This is a genomic window from Streptomyces sp. NPDC033216, assembly GCF_055577115.1.
The window spans coordinates 1-18231 of the sequence record NZ_JBVIQK010000035.1 but is presented as its reverse complement, the minus strand read 5'-3'; the positions used below and the strand labels follow the sequence as shown (position 1 = coordinate 18231).

General features: G+C 70.5%; 19 protein-coding genes and 1 pseudogene. 15 read left to right on the top strand and 5 right to left on the bottom strand.

From position 1 onward, the window contains the following. Window positions 1-451 precede the first annotated feature (451 nt). Together ACZ5Y0_RS34140 and ACZ5Y0_RS34135 are read left to right on the top strand one after the other, a co-directional pair. Entirely contained in the window at window positions 452-784 is a 333-nt protein-coding gene (locus ACZ5Y0_RS34140; protein ID WP_469132543.1) for a DUF952 domain-containing protein, read from the top strand. 37 nt (window positions 785-821) lie between these two features. Further along, the gene (locus tag ACZ5Y0_RS34135) at window positions 822-1007 is read left to right on the top strand and encodes a hypothetical protein (protein WP_469132542.1); all 186 of its coding nucleotides are present in this window, start codon (window positions 822-824) and stop codon (window positions 1005-1007) included. 200 nt (window positions 1008-1207) lie between these two features. Here the strand turns inward: ACZ5Y0_RS34135 and ACZ5Y0_RS34130 are convergent, their stop codons facing one another. Continuing rightward, entirely contained in the window at window positions 1208-1558 is a 351-nt protein-coding gene (locus ACZ5Y0_RS34130; RefSeq protein ID WP_469132541.1) for a hypothetical protein, read from the bottom strand. A gap of 53 nt (window positions 1559-1611) precedes the next feature. On the opposite strand from ACZ5Y0_RS34130, the gene ACZ5Y0_RS34125 reads away from it, so the two are divergent. From ACZ5Y0_RS34125 to ACZ5Y0_RS34105, 5 genes and pseudogenes are all read left to right on the top strand, one after another. Continuing rightward, a complete protein-coding gene (locus ACZ5Y0_RS34125; protein WP_469132540.1) occupies window positions 1612-2046 on the top strand; it encodes an Rrf2 family transcriptional regulator in 435 nt (144 codons plus the stop codon). Between the two features lie 49 nt (window positions 2047-2095). Further along, window positions 2096-2329 (top strand): annotated as a pseudogene (locus ACZ5Y0_RS34120) (hypothetical protein); the annotation flags it as partial. Between the two features lie 304 nt (window positions 2330-2633). Next, entirely contained in the window at window positions 2634-3713 is a 1080-nt protein-coding gene (locus ACZ5Y0_RS34115) for a MerR family transcriptional regulator (RefSeq protein WP_469132539.1), read from the top strand. Between the two features lie 323 nt (window positions 3714-4036). Next, window positions 4037-4411, top strand: a complete 375-nt coding sequence (locus ACZ5Y0_RS34110) for a VOC family protein (protein WP_469132538.1) — start codon at window positions 4037-4039, stop codon at window positions 4409-4411. A 419-nt stretch (window positions 4412-4830) separates the two neighbouring features. Then, a complete protein-coding gene (locus ACZ5Y0_RS34105; protein ID WP_469132537.1) occupies window positions 4831-5436 on the top strand; it encodes a hypothetical protein in 606 nt (201 codons plus the stop codon). Between the two features lie 190 nt (window positions 5437-5626). On the opposite strand, the gene ACZ5Y0_RS34100 is transcribed toward ACZ5Y0_RS34105, so the two are convergent. Beyond that, window positions 5627-5797: a hypothetical protein gene (locus ACZ5Y0_RS34100; protein WP_469132536.1), complete on the bottom strand. Its 171-nt coding sequence runs from the start codon at window positions 5795-5797 to the stop codon at window positions 5627-5629. 970 nt (window positions 5798-6767) lie between these two features. Between ACZ5Y0_RS34100 and ACZ5Y0_RS34095 the strand changes: the two genes are divergently transcribed. The 5 genes from ACZ5Y0_RS34095 (at window position 6768) to ACZ5Y0_RS34075 (ending at window position 12322) form a co-directional block, all read left to right on the top strand. Continuing rightward, window positions 6768-7565 carry a thioesterase domain-containing protein gene (locus tag ACZ5Y0_RS34095; RefSeq protein ID WP_469132535.1) on the top strand — a complete coding sequence of 266 codons (798 nt, stop codon included), beginning with the start codon at window positions 6768-6770 and terminating at the stop codon, window positions 7563-7565. Between the two features lie 793 nt (window positions 7566-8358). Next, complete coding sequence (locus ACZ5Y0_RS34090) at window positions 8359-8919, top strand: flavin reductase family protein (RefSeq protein ID WP_469132534.1); 561 nt, start codon at window positions 8359-8361, stop codon at window positions 8917-8919. Beyond that, on the top strand, window positions 8916-10289 hold the full coding sequence (locus tag ACZ5Y0_RS34085; protein ID WP_469132533.1) for an MFS transporter: 1374 nt from the start codon (window positions 8916-8918) through the stop codon (window positions 10287-10289). Before ACZ5Y0_RS34090 ends, ACZ5Y0_RS34085 begins: the two co-directional genes overlap by 4 nt. Next, window positions 10286-11476, top strand: a complete 1191-nt coding sequence (locus ACZ5Y0_RS34080; protein ID WP_469132532.1) for a glycosyltransferase family protein — start codon at window positions 10286-10288, stop codon at window positions 11474-11476. The genes ACZ5Y0_RS34085 and ACZ5Y0_RS34080 overlap by 4 nt, the downstream gene beginning before the upstream one ends. A gap of 129 nt (window positions 11477-11605) precedes the next feature. Beyond that, window positions 11606-12322, top strand: a complete 717-nt coding sequence (locus tag ACZ5Y0_RS34075) for an HAD family hydrolase (RefSeq protein ID WP_469132531.1) — start codon at window positions 11606-11608, stop codon at window positions 12320-12322. A 208-nt stretch (window positions 12323-12530) separates the two neighbouring features. Here the strand turns inward: ACZ5Y0_RS34075 and ACZ5Y0_RS34070 are convergent, their stop codons facing one another. Next, on the bottom strand, window positions 12531-12827 hold the full coding sequence (locus tag ACZ5Y0_RS34070) for a hypothetical protein (RefSeq protein ID WP_469132530.1): 297 nt from the start codon (window positions 12825-12827) through the stop codon (window positions 12531-12533). Between the two features lie 42 nt (window positions 12828-12869). After that, a complete protein-coding gene (locus tag ACZ5Y0_RS34065) occupies window positions 12870-15407 on the bottom strand; it encodes a helicase associated domain-containing protein (RefSeq protein WP_469132529.1) in 2538 nt (845 codons plus the stop codon). 290 nt (window positions 15408-15697) lie between these two features. Between ACZ5Y0_RS34065 and ACZ5Y0_RS34060 the strand changes: the two genes are divergently transcribed. Together ACZ5Y0_RS34060 and ACZ5Y0_RS34055 are read left to right on the top strand one after the other, a co-directional pair. Next, window positions 15698-15892 carry a hypothetical protein gene (locus ACZ5Y0_RS34060; protein WP_469132528.1) on the top strand — a complete coding sequence of 65 codons (195 nt, stop codon included), beginning with the start codon at window positions 15698-15700 and terminating at the stop codon, window positions 15890-15892. Between the two features lie 449 nt (window positions 15893-16341). Continuing rightward, a complete protein-coding gene (locus tag ACZ5Y0_RS34055) occupies window positions 16342-16563 on the top strand; it encodes a hypothetical protein (RefSeq protein WP_469132527.1) in 222 nt (73 codons plus the stop codon). Between the two features lie 688 nt (window positions 16564-17251). Here ACZ5Y0_RS34055 and ACZ5Y0_RS34050 read toward each other — a convergent pair. Next, on the bottom strand, window positions 17252-17455 hold the full coding sequence (locus tag ACZ5Y0_RS34050; protein WP_469132526.1) for a hypothetical protein: 204 nt from the start codon (window positions 17453-17455) through the stop codon (window positions 17252-17254). 83 nt (window positions 17456-17538) lie between these two features. On the opposite strand from ACZ5Y0_RS34050, the gene ACZ5Y0_RS34045 reads away from it, so the two are divergent. Next, the gene (locus ACZ5Y0_RS34045) at window positions 17539-17949 is read left to right on the top strand and encodes a hypothetical protein (RefSeq protein WP_469132525.1); all 411 of its coding nucleotides are present in this window, start codon (window positions 17539-17541) and stop codon (window positions 17947-17949) included. The last annotated feature ends 282 nt before the right edge of the window (window positions 17950-18231 follow it).

Below are 18231 nucleotides of genomic sequence, written 5' to 3'. Positions count from 1 at the left end.
CGAGCCGCCTCGTCACCTCGGTCCGCTCGTCACCGGGACGCCGTCCCGTTCTCCGGCTCGCTGCCGAGCGCCGACCCAGCCCGCCTGCTCCCCATCGTGCCTGAGCACCCGGTGGTCACCGAGCCGCCGGCTCCCCGTCCACCCACACGTCCGGTCGCCGCTCTCTTCGACGGTGACCAAAAAGCCGAAGGCGCCATCGCGGCCGTCCCCATGTGACGCCCTCCGACGTTCCCGCACCCGGCACTGGGTCCGTCCCCCGTGGCATGGTTCCCTCCCAGGCCCGGTCGATGCTCCGCTGCGTGTCAGGGAGACGGCGCCCGATGGCGGAGCGGAGCGAGCGAGGGGGGCCGGCCCGGAGGTACGAGCCACCGACGGCCGGCGCGTACCGCGCCGTCAACACCGTTTAGGGGCAGCGGAGTTGTGGGCGTGTGCGAGGTCGTAGCGTGGACCCATGCCCGAAGACACGTACATCCTCCATATCACCCAACGCTCCGTATGGGACGCGGCCCGCGAGCAGGGCGAGTATCGGATGTCCACGCGCGGCCGCACCCTTGCGCAGGAGGGCTTCGTCCACTGCTCGACGCGCGCCCAACTCCCTGCCGTGGCGGCCTTCCTGTACGGCTCCTACGAAGCCCCCGACGAGCTGGTGGTGCTCGTCGTGGACCCCCGGCAGCTGGACGTGCCGGTGAAGTACGAGGCGCCGGAGCCCGGCGCTGAGGCGTTCCCGCACGTGTACGGCCCGATTCCGGTGGACGCGGTGGTGCGGGTGGAGCCGTGGCGGTGACCGCCCGCCGCAGGTTATGGCGGTGGGTCGTGGCGGCGTGGCTGATCCTGTGGCCGCCGCGGGCGGGCTGACGCTGTGGTGGCAGGAAGCGGCGGAACCGCAGCGGTACGGCTGGGAACGCACCGACCCGGCGCCGCCGCTCCCCGAGGGGTGGGAGTCGGCGTGCGCGGGTGCCACGCCCGACGAGAACGGCCGGGCGCTCTGTTTCGTCAGGACCCGTTAGCCGCACCACCCGTCCCAGGGCACCTGTCCACGGTGCGGCCCGCTGCTGACGCGACCCGGTGCTGCACCACTCCGTTCTCACCGTGGCCTGGTTCCGTCCCGCCCCGGATGTACCGTCGGCGAGGGCGCTGATCTTGCTTTTCGCGGCATTCGCCGGGAAGAGCCGGCCCGTGTGATCACCCCGCCGCAGCAACCGCAAGATCACGCACATCTCGAGATCCACTTTCGATGCGCGGCCGAGCGGAGCTTGCCCGGTCCCTTGATCGGGGAGCCCTTGCGGGAGATCGGCACATGGATGCAGCGGCGTCGCAGCTCACCGCGCACAGCCTTCGAGTCGTACGCCCTGTCGCGGGTCGTCGGCGGTGCGCGCCCCGTAGGCGCGATGTCCTTCGAGGCGCGCGGCAGGGGTTCGGGTTCAGACTGGTAGCCGCCGTGGGCGTCCAGCACCGCGTCCGTGACGTACGACGCGGCCGGGCTCGCCGGGAAGGCGATCGCCGCGGCGATTCGTCGGGGCGCCCCATGCGTCGCACGACAGCCTGTTGCAGCCTTCACTGTTACGACCGAGCTGTCGTAACATGAAGCGTTGCGGCCGGGAGGAGGAGTCCATGAGCGCCAACAGCAGGCTGACCATCGCCGCCCACGCGCTGGCCTGGATCGGCCTCTACCAGCGCCAGGGTCACGAGGTCGCCACCTCCGAGCAGATCGCGACCAGCGCGAACACCAACCCGGTGGTGATCAGACGGCTGCTCGGCGAGCTGCGCAGGGCAGGGCTCGTGGAGTCCCGGCGGGGCGTGGGCGCAGGCTGGTCGCTGGCACGCGAGCTGGAGTCGATGACCCTGCTCGACGTGTACGAGGCGGTGGAGCCCGGCCCGCTGTTCGCCATGCACCGCGCCACCCCGGACCAGGGATGCGTGGTGGGTCATGGCATCCAGCCGGCGATGCAGAACATCTACGAGGGCATCGAGGAGACCCTGAGACACGAGCTGGCCCGCGTCACGCTCGAGAACGTACTCCAAGACGTACTCGAGGCACCTCGCTAGTGCCCTGTCGGGCAACGTGTGCCCTGCTCTGAGGTGACGCGCCGTCCCGGTGCCGTGCCGGGCGGCGCGGGGCCGTCACCGCGTCCGGGCGGCAGAACGAGTGCAGGTCCGTGAGGTCGACGACGAGGGCAGACGGCTGCTGCGGATCATCCGCCGGGGCACTGGGTCGGTGGTGACCTGACGGCAGGCTCAGATGGTCCTGCTGTCCGCCCAGGGCATGCCGGTGGCGAAGATCGCCGAAGTCTCGTTCACCAGTGCGGACAGGGTCCGCGAGGTGATCCACGCCGCGGGGGACGCCTTCGGGGGAGCAGCTGGTGCGGAGACGATGCCAGCGGGCCCGGTGCCGCCACCAGCCGGCGGCGTCCCGTGCGAGGTCTCCCGGGACCCCTTGGACGACGTCGGGCCGCAAGGCGCTCCGGCAGAGCAGGACGAACCCCCCCTCGGGCCAGTTCGTGGCCGATCGCGTCGTCGAAGTCCAGGGAGACGATCGGGCGGGCCCCAGCACGGCCCCTGGTTGACCTTCACCTTGGGGGAGGCCACAGCATCAGTGGGGCCGGGTGATGCGCTCGGCATGAGGAGGAGCGAGCATGGGGTTGCTGACCATCGGGGCGTTCGCGAAGGCGTCCCGTCTGTCGCCGAAGGCGCTGCGTCTCTACGACGAGCTCGGCCTGCTGCCCCCTGCACGCGTCGACCCGCTGACCGGCTACCGCCTCTACGCACCAGACCAGTTGGAGCAAGCCCGATTGGTCGCCTGGCTCCGGCGCCTCGGAATGCCGCTGGCCCGCATTCAGCAGGTCTGCGCGCTGGATGGGGGCCCTGCGGGACGAGAGGTCCGCGCGTTCTGGGCCCAGGTCGAGGCCGACACTGCCGCACGGCGGGACCTCGCCACCTTCCTCATCGAGCACCTGTCACGGAAGGACCCCTCCATGTCCCCGACCGCCAAGTCCCTCGGGCTCCGTTACGCCGCTCTTTCCGACAAGGGTCTCGTCCGCGAGAGCAACCAGGACACCGCGTACGCGGGATCCCGGCTCCTTGCTGTCGCCGACGGTTGCGGAAGCCAAGGAGCCCCTGCCAGCGCAGCCGCCATCGATGCGCTCAAGCACCTCGAAACCGACAGCATCCCAGCCGGCCACCTCCTCAACGTCCTCGAAGACGTCATCGAACAGGCCGCGCAGGCCGTGGACGACGTCGCCGGGACGGGCTCTGCGTCCGGCGGCACCGGCACGACACTCACCGCGATGCTCTGGACCGGATCACAGCTGGCCCTCGTCCACATCGGCGACTCCCGCGTCTACCTCCTGCGCGGCGGAGAGCTGTTCCAGATCACCCACGACCACACCATGGTCCAGTCGATGGTCGACGAAGGACGCCTCAGCCCGGAAGAAGCCGCCTCCCACCCCCAACGGTCGCTCTTGGTACGGCTCTTGGGACCAGGAGTCGACCCCACCCCCGACATGCGTCTCCACGACGCCCAGGGGGAAGATCGATATCTACTCTGCTCCGACGGCCTGTCGACTGTCGTGCCGACCCCAGAGATCCACCGAGTACTCTCCGAGATCAGTGAGCCCGAGCAGGCCGTCCGCGAACTCATCTCCCTCGCCAACGCGTGCGGCGGCCCCGACAACGTCAGCTGCGTAGTCGCCGACGTCATGGAGCTCCAGCAGTAGGAGCGAGCGGCATGCACTTCGACTTGCACCAGCTGGCCTGTCGCCCTCCCTGCCATGTCCACCTCCCTGATGACCTGCACGTCTTCACAGCGGGTGGCAGCCGCAGCAGCAGAACGAAGTCGAGAACGAATCGGCGTCCTGTCGGCGCCGCGCCGGGAGCGCAGCAACACCCGGCCGTGGCTGTAGCGGGCGAGCTGGGCGCGGTAGCCGTCCCCCTCGGGTTATGCGCTCGGCCTGTCCAACGACACCGGCAGGCGCCACGTCGATCACGATGGCGGGACACCCGGATGCGTGAGGGCGAGTGTCGGGGCAAGGATGGATACATGACTGCGACGCTCGGTGCCTTTGTTCTCGGTACTCCCGATCCTCCCGCGCTGGCCGACTTCTACCGGGCCCTGCTCGGCTGGCAGGAAGTCGATCGAGAGCCGGAATGGGTTCGTCTGAAGGCTCCGGACCAGGAACGCCCCAGTCTCAGCTTCCAGTTGGAGACCGATCACACGCCTCCGACGTGGCCGCAACGCCCGGGCACCCAGCAGATGCAGGCGCACCTGGACCTGCAAGTCGAGGACCTGGAGGCGGAGACCGAACGGGCTTGTGCCCTGGGCGCGACGCTCCAGGAGTATCAGCCTCAGGAAGACGTGCGGGTCCTGCGCGACCCGCACGGCCATCCGTTCTGCCTTTTCCTCCCGGGTGCCTGAGGGTCGCCGGCTCGGCACCGGGTGTTCCAGAACTCGCGCGGCGGCAGCGCCACCGTCCGCAAGGCCCTCGATCTGTCCGAGTGCGATGACGTTGCCCAGGTAGGACAGGCGGCGGCCCGCAACCGGCACCGCCCTCGGGCACAGACCAGAGCACATTGAGCGGGCGCACCACGCTGCCCTCCCCCCGGCGATCTCCCTCGCGCGTACTCACGGCCGCTTGCCCTCCTCGACCCGCCGACAAAACCTCCCAGCAGGCCGGGAACCGGCAACCGGTGAAGCACCCTCTTCTCGCGAACCAGACCCAGTCCGTCAGACCGCCGGGGGCCGACTCTCCGGGTGGGAGAGCCGCGACCTCACCGCCCCGCACCGCCGACCCCCGGACGGACGTGCTTCGTTCGCCCGTGGCTACAGTGCGTCTCATGTCGAACGACCAACCCGCAGACCCCGGCCCGCAGGGCTCCTACTGGCCGCCCCAGCCCCCGGCGCAGCAGGCTCCGCACACCCCTTCCGGCCCCCCGCAGCCCCAGGCCGCGTACGTCTTCGGACCCTATGGTCCCCCCGGTCCTCAGGGCGCTCCCGGACCGTACGGGCCGGGGACGTGGGGCCAGCACCCCCAACCGATCACCCCGCCCTTCCCGTTCGCCATGCCCGCCTCCGTGCGGAGCGCGCAGGTGGTGAACTTCGCCATCGCGGGACTCGGAGTGCTGCTCACCGTCGGCGTGGGTGCCGCGGCCGGCGCGGAGGCCGCCGGACGTTCCCTCGCGGGGTACTTGACGGCACTCGTGCTCTGCGTCCTCGCACTTCGCTACCCGAAGGCGGGCAACGGCGTCCGGGTCGCATCCGTCGTGCTGGCCGTCCTTCAGATCCTCGCCGGTATGGGCGCCGCGGCGAACCACAGCATCGCGGGCATCGTGCCGCTCGGTGGTGCCATCGGCGTGGTCGTCCTGCTCACTCAGCGCTCGGCGATCCAGTGGTTCGGGCGGCCCCGTACGCCCGGCGCACCGTCGCAGCCGCCCTACGCCTGACACCTGCTCGCGTCCGTGCGCACGTGCACGGGAGGCCGGTGCATCCCACCGTCCCCTCCGGAGGGAAACGGATGCAGGCTCCCCTCTCGTGCCCCCCGAGCAAGGGCGGGAGCCCACCCGGGTAGGGAACGACCACGGCAGTGCCGTCCGCGCCCGGCGCCAGGGACGACCTGGCCCGTCGAACTGGCCGTCATCCGGGCGCCCGCGACCAGCCGGCCGTCCACCTCTCGGCACTGCGGACCGCCTCCAGGGACATGCCCTCCGACAGCGGGAGCACGGTCAGCAGGCACCAGAACGTCCGCCGGGCCACCCCGGCCGTGCGACGGGTGTGGTGCTCGGCCGACCGGGTCGCCGATCGCACCCGGGTCCTGGCGGCACACGGCGCTCACGTACCGGCACCCACGGCGGTTGTCCCGGGCGACGTGCACCGCGCAGCTCGCGGCCACCCGGCGGCGCACCACGGCCGGGCCGGCCCGGCACACCACCACCGGCGAGCCCGCGCGGCTGCCAGGACGCCTCGAACATCCACACCGGGAATGCACCCCGCGCGACGGTCACCTTCCGCAACCTGGGGATCGGGCTCGCCCACCTCGTCGGCCGGCGCGACCAGACCGCCGCGGTCGAGCACTACAGGCCACACCCTGACCACGCGTTTGACCTCATCACGCCCAACGACTGGAAACGCTCACGCCTGCACACGGAGATGCCCGCGATACGGCGGCGTTCTGCTCCACGCCGGAGCCGTCCCAGGCGCACACAGACGGGCAAGGAGTGGCGCGACGGATGGCGTGACTTATCAAGGTTGGTTATTTAATTGACCGTTGGGAAAGGTGTTCTTTGCCGAATCCTTTGAGTGTTCGGTGTGGGCAAGAAAGGGGTGGCCTGATCTGCGCCCCAATGATGTGTGACGCAGGTCACTCGGTCGGATCGGCGGGGGAGCGGGGACCGGTGCCGTTGAGCTGCCGAGAGTATTTCCCTGAGGCGGGCGGCACGGGGCGCGCGGCTTGCTGCCGCGGGAGGACACAACCACTGGTCACTGAGATCAAGCCACTCTCCGGTGGCAGGACATGGCTTGCCCCGTGAAGGGCAATCGTACTCGTTGGCCTGCACACGAGGTTGATTGACACAGGACAAGGTGGCCGTTGAAATGAAATCAACGGGCTCCACTTCCGTTCCAGGTATTTCGACCGAGGAAAGCGGCTGTGGTGCACCCGCTTTCGCGTCACGAATGAAATATCTTCTGATTCATCACATGTCAGCGACCGGCGAGCCGTCAGGAGTGAATGGTGACGGAAACAACGTGCCGACCCCTGCGTGCATCCACCCCCCTCATGTCCTCCTTCGGCCGCCGCCCCGGACGCCTGAGAACCGTGCTCCTGCACCCGTCGGGCGGCGGACTCGGCCAGTACATGGCTGTCATCTCCCACCTGAGCCGTCGCGGACCCGTGCACGGGATCAGAGCGGCCGGCCTCCAGCCGGGTGAGACGCCGGACGACAGCGTCGAAACCATGCTCCAGCGGTACCTGCCCCTGCTGCGCGCGCTCCCCGGCCCGCCCGACCTGCTGCTGGGATGGTCACTCGGTGGCGTGCTCGCCTGGGAACTGGCCGTCGCGTCGGCCGACACCGGACACCGTCCCGCCGTGGTCATGGTGGACAGCTTCGCCGAACCTTGGTCGGCCTGCCACACGGATCCGCGGAAGGTGCTGGACAGGATCCTCTCCCAGTCCTCCTCGCCGGAGCCGGCGGCCAGGGACCGGCTGGAGCGGACGGCGGCGGCCCACCTGAAAGCCTCCTCCCGGCATCACGCCTCACGCCACTACGACGGCCCGGTCCTGCTGATGTCCTGTGCCGGGGCCGAGCGCGAAGCCCAAGTGGCCGCTTGGACACACAGATCGCCGCGTCTGGTCACGCGCGACTTGCCGTGCGGCCACTTCGACGTGTTCCAGTCGGGCCCCCGCCGCCTGATGACGCATCACCTCGACACGTTCCTCAGCCGACTTCCCCATCCGAGCCGGCCGAACGACGAGAGCCGGCTGTCCGGCGCCGCCGGAACGCGGACGGCCCCACCAGTGCGAGGAGTACCCATGACACGGCAACCCGACAGGACTCGTACGCGAGAGCGCGCATGACCGCCTCCACCGGGTACGCGTTCCCCGCTCACCTCTTCGACCGCCTCCAAGTGAACCCGGCCGAACGAGCGGACCACTGGCACGGCACCGGTACCGCGCTACCTCTGGGCGCGGTCCCCCGTTTCCGCCCGACTCCCGCCGCTCCGTCCGCCGGCGGTCCCGTCCTCCGGCGCATCGCGGACTGCCCACTGTGGAACGCACCGCGGAGCGACAGTTGGACGACGCCCGGCGACACCTCGGCCGAGGACCTCCACCGGGCCGTCGCACGGGCGACCCCGGTCTCCCCCACCCCGGCCACCGCTCCTGCCGAGAGGACACGATGAGCCCCCAGTCACCGCCCGCCCCGCTCTGCTCCACGACCTCCTGGACCACCGACCGAACTCCGGCCGCACGCGCCTGCCTTCGCCGCCGCGGAGCACACGCTCGGCTATGCGGACCCGGCCCGGGCGAGCTTGCACGCGGCACAGTGGCTCCGGTCGGCCGACCCGGACAAGGGGGGGCCGCTTCGTGATCGAAGCGGTGTTGTCCGTGGCCCACATGCCGGGCATCTCGTAGCGCTCGCCGGGTCCCATGTCGTCCACCGAGAAAGCGGAAGGCCATGGTGCCCACGTGCACGGGCACCACGTCCCCCCGACGGCCTCGTCCCCGCCCCGCACGCGCAGCTGCCCGCCTACACGGTCCCCCGCAGCGTCACCCTCCGGGACGAGCTGCCCCTCGACGCCGACAGCAAGATCGGCCGACGGGCCGTCATCTCCCGCCTCACCGCACGGCCCCACCAGGAGGCGAGCCGCTCATGACCATCCGCACCACCACGCCGACCGCTCCGGCACCGGCCCACGCCACCGGGCGGCCGACACGCGGTGCCGCTCCCGCCCGCGCCGTGCCCGTCGCATCCGACGACCACCAGGACGCCATCTCGCCCCTGCCCACGAGGGTTTCGCTCGTCACGGCCGTACGGTCGGGCGCCCCGGCCGGGTGCACGGCGAACGCCGTCATGTCGCTGTCGCTGGATCCCCCCGGCCTGCTCGTCTCCCTGACCACCGGCAGCCGTACCCTCGCCGCGCTCACGGAGGCCGGCGCCTTCGCGGTCAACGTGCAGGCCTGGACCGACCGGCGCCTCGCACAGCGCTTCGCCACCGCCGCACCGCACGGACGCTTCGATGGCGTCACCCGGTCCCTCGCCCACGGAGCCCACGTCCTGACCCGGTCCACCCTCACCGCGGTGTGCGGAGTCAGCGAGGCCGTTCCCCTCCTCGACCACACGATCGTGACCGGCACCGTGACCCGGCAACGCACCGGGGACACGGAGCCCACCGTCCTGTACCGCCACCGACAGCACGCCCTGCGCCCATGACCGACACCACCGACTCCGCACCGCGCACGGGCGGCCGTCCGGCACTGCCGGTCTACCTCGCCGCCGCCACCCTGGCCCGCACGGCCGACGAGGGAGCCCGTGTCGCACTCGTCATGCTGGCCGCACAGCGTGCCGACAGCCCGGCACTGGGCGGCGCGCTGGTGGCCGCGCTGATGGTCCCGCACGTCGTGGCCGCGCCGGTGGCCGGGGCCCTGGCGGACGCGGTACGACGGCGCCGGCTCTTCCACGGCGGCGGGATCGCCCTGTACGGCGCCGCGCTCGCCGCGCTCGCCGCCTCGGTGGGCCGGACCGGCGCCCCCCCGGTCCTCGCGCTGGCCGCCGCCGCGGGATGCGTCGCCCCCCTCCTGACCGGTGGACTCACCAGTCTGCTGGGGGAGTTGATTCCCAAGGAACGGCTCACCCGGGCGTTCAGCGCGGACGCCGTCTCGTACAACCTGGCCGGTATCTGCGGGCCCGCTGCCGCCGCCGCCCTGGGTACGGCGACGAGTGCCGCCCTCGCCCTGGCCGTGCTGGGAGCCGGAGCGACGGCAGGAGGCCTGCTGCTGTTCTCGCTACGGCTGCGACCGAGGCCCCGGAGTCGGGCACGCGGGGCCCGGCCTCGGCCCGCCGACCTGCTGGCCGGGGCGGCCGTGATCGTCCGTGACCGCCCGCTCCGGTCGGTCACCTGGGCCAGCAGCGTGGGGCAGCTGGGCGTCGGGGCACTGCCCGTCGTGAGCGTGCTGCTCGCCCGCCGGTACGACGCCCCCTGGGCGACGGGCGGCCTGATGACCGCGTTCGCCGTGGGCGCCCTGGTCGGCTCGCTGGCCTACGCCTACCGCCCCGTGGGGGAGGAGCGGCCGGAGCGCGTGGTGCTCTGGGGCCTCCTGAGCACGGCCTTCCCCCTCGCGGCCGTGCCCTGGGCGGGCCATGTCCTGGTGGCCACGATCCTGTTCGCCGCCGCCGGATTCTGCACCGGTCCGCTGTTCAGCGCGCTGCTGGCCAGCCGCGAACGGTACGCGCCCGCAGCCGTCCGCACCCAGGTCTTCACCCTGGGCGCCGGACTCAAGAGCACCTTCGCCGCCGCTGGGGCAGCCGCGGCCGGCGCCCTCAGCGGCCTGGGAGCCGTCCCCCTGCTGCTGGGCACCGCCGCCTGCCAGGTGGCCGCCGCGGCAGTGGGCCGTGCCCTGCTGACGGACCGTCGTCCCCAGCAGGCCCTCCCGGCACCCGCCCCGACCCCCAAAACGCCTGCCGCCCCCGCCGGCACCACCTCGCACCCCACCCCTTCGGACACCCGCTCGGCCCCCTCGAGTACTTCGGCCCGCTCGGCCCCTTCCGCTCCCTCGGACCCTTCGGAGAAAGGCCACCCGTGAAGATCCTCTTCGAACCCCTCGGCGGCGCCCTCGGCATCGGAGCCATCACCCGCTGCCTCGCCATGGCCCAGGCCGCCCTCATGCGCGGCCATCAGGTCGCCTTCCTCACCCCCGACGGCTACCCGCTCATAGACGAACTGGCGCTGGGTCCGCGGTTCCCGGCTCCAGCGCCCGTACGACCTCCCGAGCTGGTGGCCTCCGGGGAGGCCGACGGTTTCACCGAGGCGGTCCTCATCCGGGGCATGGCCCAGCCGGACTACGCGGACCGTGCGATCGCCGCCGAGCTCGACGCCTACCGCACGTTCGCCCCCGACATCGTGGTCACCGAGATGCAGCCCACCGTGCCCATCGCCGCCCACCTGACCGGCATCCCCTTCGCCTGCACCATCTCCAGCCCCAACCTGTCCCTCTTCACCGGACCCGCGCCCGCTCCGGGCCGACTGGAGCAGGTGGAGGCGACCTACACGAGCCTGTGCGAACGGTACGGCGTGCCCGCGGCTCCGCTGGAGGAACTGCTGCACCACCGGGCCGCCCTCAACATCGCGCCGACCGCGGAGATCCTGGAACCGGCCCTCGGCGCGGTGCCGCGCACCCGTTACGTCGGACCCGTGCTGTTCCCCTCCCTGGAACTGGCACCGGCACCGACCTACCCGCAGGGCACCACGCGGATCCTGGTCTACCTCAGCTTCGGCGCGGTCAGGCTCGCCGAGTTCCTGCCGGTGGTCGGCAAGGCTTTCCCCGGACCCGAGTTCAGCGTCGTCGTCGCCGCGCGCGAGCCGAGCGTCGCCGGGCGGACGGTCCCGTTCCAGCAGGACAACATCGTCGTCGCGCCGACGCCCGGCATCACCCGTCTGCTGAGCCACACGGACCTGCTGATCACCAGGGGAGGCCAGAACGCCCTGATGGCAGCGCTACTGGCGGGCGTACCCGTCATCGGCACCCCCGGCCGCAGCCCGGAACCCCTCTACAACCTGGGGACGCTCCAGGCACACGGTGCGGCGCGCACGCTCCTCGACGAGCCCACCGCCGACGACCTGATACAGGCGGCACAGGCCCTGCTCGACGGTAAGGCCGCGCGACGCGCCGCCCGTCTCGGGAACCTCCTGCGCCGTCATGGAGGGGCGACCGAAGCGGTGCAGGCCCTGGAGGAGACGGTCCTCCACCACACGCCCGCCCCGACGCCCTGACGCTCCCCGCTTCCTCACCAGGCGCCAGGGAACACAGACCGAGCACCACCGAGCACGAGCCCAGCAGCAGACCGACCTCACCCGGCTCCGGGGCCCCTTCCCCGAGCCGAAGACCGCCCAGGGAGTTCCATGTCCGCCCACGGCGACGCCGACACACCCGTCATGGCGAGAGCCGCCCTCTTCGACCTCGACGGCACACTGATCGATTCCGAGCCCAGGAGCCGGGCACTGTGGCGGCGGCTCTTCGCCGGCCACGGCATCGAGTGCGGAGAGGACCTGCTCGCCGGATTCAGTGGGCGGCGCAGCACAGAGGTGATCGAGGAACACCTCGCACACTTCGGCAGGCACACCACGGTGGACCAGGTGAGGCAGGAACTCACCGCGCTGAACGACGAACCGGACCTGCCACCCGTCCAGCTGGTCCCCGGCGCCGACCGGCTTCTGGAACGCCTGCGCCGGCAAGGAGTGCTGATGGCCGTCGTCACCTCCGGCGGCCGTGCCTACGCGGACGACCACCTGACGCGGTGCGGCATCGCCGGCCACTTCACCACGGTGGTGAGCGCGGAGGACGTCACCCACGGCAAACCGGACCCCGAGGGCTATCTGCTCGCCTGCCGACGGCTGCGCGTCGCACCCGGTCAAGCGGTGGTCTTCGAGGACTCCCGAGCGGGCCTTCAGGCGGGCCGGCGCGCGGGTGCCCGGTGTTTCGCCGTGGGCCAGGCCGCCACGACGCCCGCGCTGAGCCGGTTGGCACACCACGCGGTCGAAGACCTGGTGCAGACACCGGTCATCGGCCCCGCGGTCACCGACCCGGACCACCGCGCCGATTCCGGTGCGGCGGGGTAGCGGGTGGCGGCCACGCCACGTCGGCCGGCCGCGACTCTTCAGACCGGGATGACAACGGCGGCGCCCCCGCCCGCCCCAGCCCCCCGCGCCGCCGAGTCTCCACCTGGCTCACGTATGTCCCGCCCGTACGCGAGCACATCGAGGACAGCCCAACTACGCCGAACCCACAGCCCCCCACCAGCTGCCACGGCAAACCCACCCGCCGCGCTCAGCCCTGCGACGCACCGAAGTCGAAATCGCCCGGCAAGAGATCAAGGACCTCCAGGGCGAGCGCGACCCACTCCGGGCAGCCCTGCGTCACCAACTCGGCTATCAGCTCGATGCCGTCCACGCCGCTGACGCAGCGACCAGAGCAGACGAACAGACCGCCCTCAATCAGGACCTCACCCGCCAGCTCCAGGAGGCCTCCGCGAAGAACGCCATATGCCGCGCCCGCCTCACCGCCCTCGAGGACGGCCCGGCCGCTGCCCCTGCCAGTCTCCGCAGGATGATCCGTGACGAACACCTTCGGTGAGCGAACACGGCGGCACGCTGGCTCAGGACGGAATCATGCCCAGCGCATGCCGATCGCGGAGAGCTGGTCGATGCGTTCCGGTGACAGTGTCGCGGCCCGCGAGCGTTGGTTGCTGATCCATGCCCCCAGTCGGAGCTCACGCTGCTCCCGGTCCTCGCCGCCGTCCCCCCTCACGGTGATCGTCTCGACGTGCTTGCGGGGCACTCGAAGGTGCCTCTCCCGCTCATAGAACTGCCGGGCGGCGGCGAGATGGAGCGCCCACTTCTCAGCCTGGCTCGTGCGGGGTCTGGGTTTTTCGTCGTCGGTGGCGGGTGTGATGGCGAGGATGTGTTCGCACATCCACTGCTGGACGGTGGTGAGCTTGTCCCAGCCCAGGCGCTGGGCGCGCACCCACCGTCCGAGGTCCTCGCCCTGGTGCACGATGTCGCCCGGCTCGGTCGGCAGCTCGCCGCCCTGCTCCAGGTGTTGTCGGGTGAGGTGGAAGGCGCGTTGCCAGTCGACTGGCCAGGTGGGGCACCAGGCGGGGTCGATGTCCTCGAGCTGTTCGCGGCGCTCCTCCGACATGGCGCCGGCTGCTGACTCCACCGGCAGGCCGTCGGTACGGAGCTGTTCGATCTCGGCGGCCTTCCGGGCGGCGGCCCGCTGGTTCTTCAGCCAGATGCCCACCTTGTACCCCTGGTGCGTGGCGTCGGTCGGTGCCAGCAGGTGCCCGTTCTCCTCGGCCCATCCGCGGGCGGCGGCCAGGCCTTCCTCCCATGCGACGTCGTAGTGCGACCAGACCATGCCGAGCTTCTCCAGCTGCTCGATGCGGCCGGTGTCCATGTCGCCGCGGGCGTAGAACCTGCGAGCGTCGGCGGTCCACTGCCCGAGCGGAAACCCTGCCAGCAAGGCGGGCCACCCTTCGGCTTCCACCTCTGGGTGGTTCTTGCCAGGGACGCGGTATGTGAACGGCACGCGCAGGTCGTCGTGGAGTCGGTGGTAGATGGTGGCGGCTTCGATGCCGCGTCGCCAGTGCTGGTGTTCGGGGTTGAGGACGCGCAGGTTGATGAACGCGGCCAGTGCGGCGGGGTCGCGCGGCGTGGAGAACTTCAGCAGTGCCCGGGCCGGCACCGACAGACCACGCTCGCTCCGGTCGCCGTCGGCTCCCGCTCCCTCGCCCTCCGCGCTGCTCAAGCGGGTCTGGACGCCCCGGACGCTGCTTCGGGCCTGTTGCTCGGCGAGCTGCTCCACGACGCGGGCATCGTGCGCCCGCAGCGCCTCGAGCAGCCTGGCGAGCCCGCCGTACGCCCGCGAGGTGAGCATGCTGTCGGCTGTCTCCCCAGGCGCGAGCAGGACCGGCACGACCAGCGACGCCGTCTTCCCCTCACCGGGCTGCATCCGCAGCGCGCGGCCGACGGCCTGGACGAGGTCGGGCATGGAGCCGCGGACGTCTGCGAAGTACACGGAGTCACAGTGGGACGTATCGACGCCTTCACCGAGCACGCGGACGGACCCGAGGAAATTCTTCTCCACGACCCTGCCATCAGTAGCAATGCCCCTGGAGAACTCGTTCAGGACGCGTCGCCGGTGGAGCGGCTTGTGGTCCCCACACAGCCAGTCCGCCCAGATCGTCTTGGGGAACAGCCCGGGGTCGGTGGCGTGCAGCCGCCTGGCGACGTCGCCAAGACCGGCCGCGAAAGCCTCGGCCTCGCGGACCTGGTGATGGAAGACGAGCGTCCTGCGGAAGCCTTCCTCAGCCGACGCCTTCACCAACGCAGTCTGCAGCGCGGCGAGCCTGGCCCCGCGTACGTGCTCGGAGCGCGCGTCGACACCCAGGAGCTGTGCGGCTTGGAGCTGGGTGTCGGTGATGTCCACGCACACCACCTGGTACGGCGCGCAGATGCCCCGATCGATGGCCTCCGACAGCGTCAGCGTGTAGCAGCGGGCGCCGAACTGGCCGTCGGGATCATCCTCCATGCTCGCCACCAGTTCACCCGGCGCGCCCTGCCCGGAGTCTTCGTCGAGCTGCCACAGCCGGGGTGTGGCGCTCATGTAGAGGCGGCGCAGGGCGGGAATGCGGGTGTTGTCGTGGACGACCGCCCACGGTCTGCCGATCCGGCCTGAGACCCGGTGCGCCTCGTCCACGACGACCAGCGACCACCCCGGAAGGCCGGCGGCGTGCGCGCGTTCCAGCGTGCCGAGTCCGAGGGAGGCGTACGTGGCGAAGACGGTCACCTTGTCGAGCGGCCGTACCCAGGCGACCAGCTCGTCCACGTCCGTGGTGTTCGGGAAGGACGCCTCCTCACCCCGCAGGGACGAAACCCCGATCATCGGACCTCTGCGTCCGCCTTCGCGCCACGCGGCCTCGGTCTGGGCGAGCAGATCCAGGGAGGGCACGAGCACCAGCACGCGGCCCGCACGGAGCTCCTCAGCGCTCCGGGTGGCCACCAGGGTCTTGCCCGAGCCGGTCGCCATGATCACCTGAGTGCGCAGCCCCCGCTCCGGCACAGTAGATCGTGCAGGCAGTTCGAGCGCCCGGAGTACCGCGTCCACGGCTTCTCGCTGATGAGGACGAAGCTCCCTCATCACCATTTCAGTTCACCCTCTCCCGCAAGCCGGAGCACAGCCCTCCCACACCAGGACACAACCAACCGGCAGTTGCACGAGGGCCATCGACCCACAGCATCCACACCGCGACACCGGAACCAAGCCCCCCACGCTGGACACCAATGGCCACCCTCAAGCAGGCCACACCTCACAACGATGGAACTCACTGACTCCAGAGCCTATCGCAACTACAGAATGAAGCAGACATCCAGAGAATGAGCACAGACAACATGGGTACTCCCCGCTTATCACTGTCCACCCTGCGGGAGAGAGCCATGACACAGACCATCGGGAACGACAAGGGCAACCGGTTCTGCAAGGCGTGCGGCACGCCGGCCGAGGACGGCAAACTGTGCAACCACTGCGACGCCGTCCTGGACCTCCCCGACGGCGCGGGACTGGTCGAAGACCAAGGCGCAGCAGTACGACGCGACTTCGAAGGACGCACCCAGCAGCAAGAGCAAAAGTGAGCGGAACGACCGGACGCGCTGGCAATTGCCTGGCAGCCGGCAGATGTGGGTGTCCGCCCTCCTCCTGGCCGTCTTCAGCGACCTCCTGCTCACAACCTCCCTGTGGCTACAGCGCCTCCAGACCGCAGGCTCGCGACGGCCGGCACACCACGCCGCACCTCAGAGGGCGACTACACCACACCGTGCGCCTGCCTGCTCCACTGCCGGTAAGGCTGCCCCGCCCGCCGGTCCGGATCTCACGCGTTTCTGTTCTTCCACCTCTGGCTGCACGCCAGTCTTTCCCCGGAGCATCTCTGACGTAACGCCGAAGCCGGTGAGGCCGTCCATTTTCGGCCCTCTCCCAGAGACCGGGAGGAAAGGGACGGGCAGGGGGTAGGCGGGTAGGTATGGATGGCACACGATTTCGACGGGATGAGCGGAGCTCACAGGAGACCCGTGCCCGGGGGACGATGCGGATATGGCGCTGGGCCAGGTGGGCGGCCCTTGTTCTTGCGGTCAGCTGGGCGGTGAACTGGGTCGTCAATCTCATCCAGGGCGAGCAGGGCTGGGACCTGTGGTGGCCTCTGGCCAGTACCGTCATCTGGACAGCGTTGACCGTGCACGGCTTCAGGACCTACCGCCGGATCAGGACCACGATCCTGCCGGCCATCATCGGCCGCCCGTCTGCCTGAACACCTCGGCCGACCCGCTTCCTGCCACCTTTCGGCACTTGGACCAAACCCCCTCCCGGGCAAGAAGCCCGCACAAGCGGACGGATCCGAGAAGGGAAGCCCTAATGCGACGGCATTCACGTTCGCGTACCCCGCCGTCATGGACCATGCCGGGCGCACGATGGAGGACCTGGCTCTACTGGCCGATGCTGTGCATAGCCCTCGGATTCCTGGCTTCGCAGGTGACCGAGGGCGCCAGCGGGGCGAGCATCACCTTGTCCTCCTGCCACGTTCTGGTGTGGGTGTGTCTGCTGCTTGCCAACCGGTCCGCTCGGCGTAAACACTCACAGGCCTGACAGGAGCAGTATCGATGCTGGGTCCTGCTCCACGGACGTGTCTGGATGTCATGAGTCTTGGTACTCATGCGTGACCTTCCCGTGCGTCACACCGCCTCTGTCATGACAGGTCATCAGAACGGAAAGAGCAGGGGTGATGAGTATGGGAGCAGGGGGCTGTGCCGGCCGCGGCATCTGATGGTCTTCTCCCTCATCCCGGATCTGGAGGTCTGGTGGTCCAGGAGTGGACAGGGATGGCGGGGTTGCGCCCGGCGGGGCAGGGGAAGGGCTGCCGACCGTGCTCAAGGTTGCCTGTGAAGGTGTAGGCAGTGTGGCGGTGATGATGGGGGCGCAGGAGGCGGGGGTGACCGAGTTCACAGTGGACTGTTCTGCCAGCTGTACGGCTCGGTGACCATGGACGCGGGGGCCGCGAAGTCGGGTTCCTTCACCGTGGCCATGGACACCTCGGACGAGAGCACCCGGTGCCGCTGCACCGAAGGCCAGTTGGCCGCACCGCGCAGCGGGGCCGACCTCCTGGGCGCGCACGCCCCCAATGGCTGGAGCGCAGCGGAAGCCACCCCGCGGAGCCGCAGGCCGGTTCTTGTGCTGCTTCCGGGTAGATGAGCAGAACAGTGACGCTGCCATGCGGAAGGCGAGGGGGATGGCGATGGAAGCGGCCAAGTGGTCGGTGGACCGCGAACGCTTGACCCAATGGGTCCCTGAGGGCGAGCGGATGACAGCCGGCTGCGCGGTGACATACGGACGCACGCTGTGGGGCCTCATCCCGCGACGCGCTTCACTTCTGTTGACCGACCGTCGGGTACGAGTACTGCGCCACCGAGGCAATGACCTCCAGTACGCAATACGCGGTGTCTGGTTCGAGATGATGCGCGGCGAGGCTGAGGCGGTCTGCCGGAACCCGCAGGTGCGGGTGGAGTTAGACAAGGGACAGGAAATCGAACTGCGTCGGCACGAGGGTGGGGTGGAGCGCCTGCTGATCAGTCAATGGGACGCGGTGCATGCCGAGGCTCTGTATGCGGCGTTCCCTCCCGAGAGCAGCGACCCGCGGTGACGTGACAGCGCCCTCCCTCCTTGCCGCTGCTCGGGCCGAAGGCCCGTTGACGGCCTCGCGCAGCGGGGCCGTCGCCGTGGCGCGCAGCGCCACCTGCGGGGCCGCAGGCCCCACAGTCCCGGGAGCGCAGCGGACGGGACGTCACCCCCCTTGCGCAGCAAGGGGGGTGAGCGGGATGCGCAGCATCCCGCCAGCGCTCACGCGGAGCGGGAGCGCGAACCCTCGCGCGCAGCGCGAGGGTTCGCTGCCCATCGCGCAGCGATGGGGGACCCGCTCCGCGGG

Excerpts from the sequence above, each read along its gene's own strand:
- ACZ5Y0_RS34075 (WP_469132531.1), top strand. The coding sequence starts at position 11,606 with ATGTCCGCCCACGGCGACGCCGACACACCCGTCATGGCGAGAGCCGCC.
- ACZ5Y0_RS34085 (WP_469132533.1), top strand. The coding sequence starts at position 8,916 with ATGACCGACACCACCGACTCCGCACCGCGCACGGGCGGCCGTCCGGCA.
- ACZ5Y0_RS34105 (WP_469132537.1), top strand. The coding sequence starts at position 4,831 with ATGTCGAACGACCAACCCGCAGACCCCGGCCCGCAGGGCTCCTACTGG.
- ACZ5Y0_RS34140 (WP_469132543.1), top strand. The coding sequence starts at position 452 with ATGCCCGAAGACACGTACATCCTCCATATCACCCAACGCTCCGTATGG.
- ACZ5Y0_RS34055 (WP_469132527.1), top strand. The coding sequence starts at position 16,342 with ATGCGGATATGGCGCTGGGCCAGGTGGGCGGCCCTTGTTCTTGCGGTC.
- ACZ5Y0_RS34110 (WP_469132538.1), top strand. The coding sequence starts at position 4,037 with ATGACTGCGACGCTCGGTGCCTTTGTTCTCGGTACTCCCGATCCTCCC.
- ACZ5Y0_RS34060 (WP_469132528.1), top strand. The coding sequence starts at position 15,698 with ATGACACAGACCATCGGGAACGACAAGGGCAACCGGTTCTGCAAGGCG.
- ACZ5Y0_RS34065 (WP_469132529.1), bottom strand. The coding sequence starts at position 15,407 with ATGGTGATGAGGGAGCTTCGTCCTCATCAGCGAGAAGCCGTGGACGCG.
- ACZ5Y0_RS34045 (WP_469132525.1), top strand. The coding sequence starts at position 17,539 with ATGGCGATGGAAGCGGCCAAGTGGTCGGTGGACCGCGAACGCTTGACC.
- ACZ5Y0_RS34125 (WP_469132540.1), top strand. The coding sequence starts at position 1,612 with ATGAGCGCCAACAGCAGGCTGACCATCGCCGCCCACGCGCTGGCCTGG.
- ACZ5Y0_RS34090 (WP_469132534.1), top strand. The coding sequence starts at position 8,359 with ATGACCATCCGCACCACCACGCCGACCGCTCCGGCACCGGCCCACGCC.
- ACZ5Y0_RS34095 (WP_469132535.1), top strand. The coding sequence starts at position 6,768 with ATGTCCTCCTTCGGCCGCCGCCCCGGACGCCTGAGAACCGTGCTCCTG.
- ACZ5Y0_RS34115 (WP_469132539.1), top strand. The coding sequence starts at position 2,634 with ATGGGGTTGCTGACCATCGGGGCGTTCGCGAAGGCGTCCCGTCTGTCG.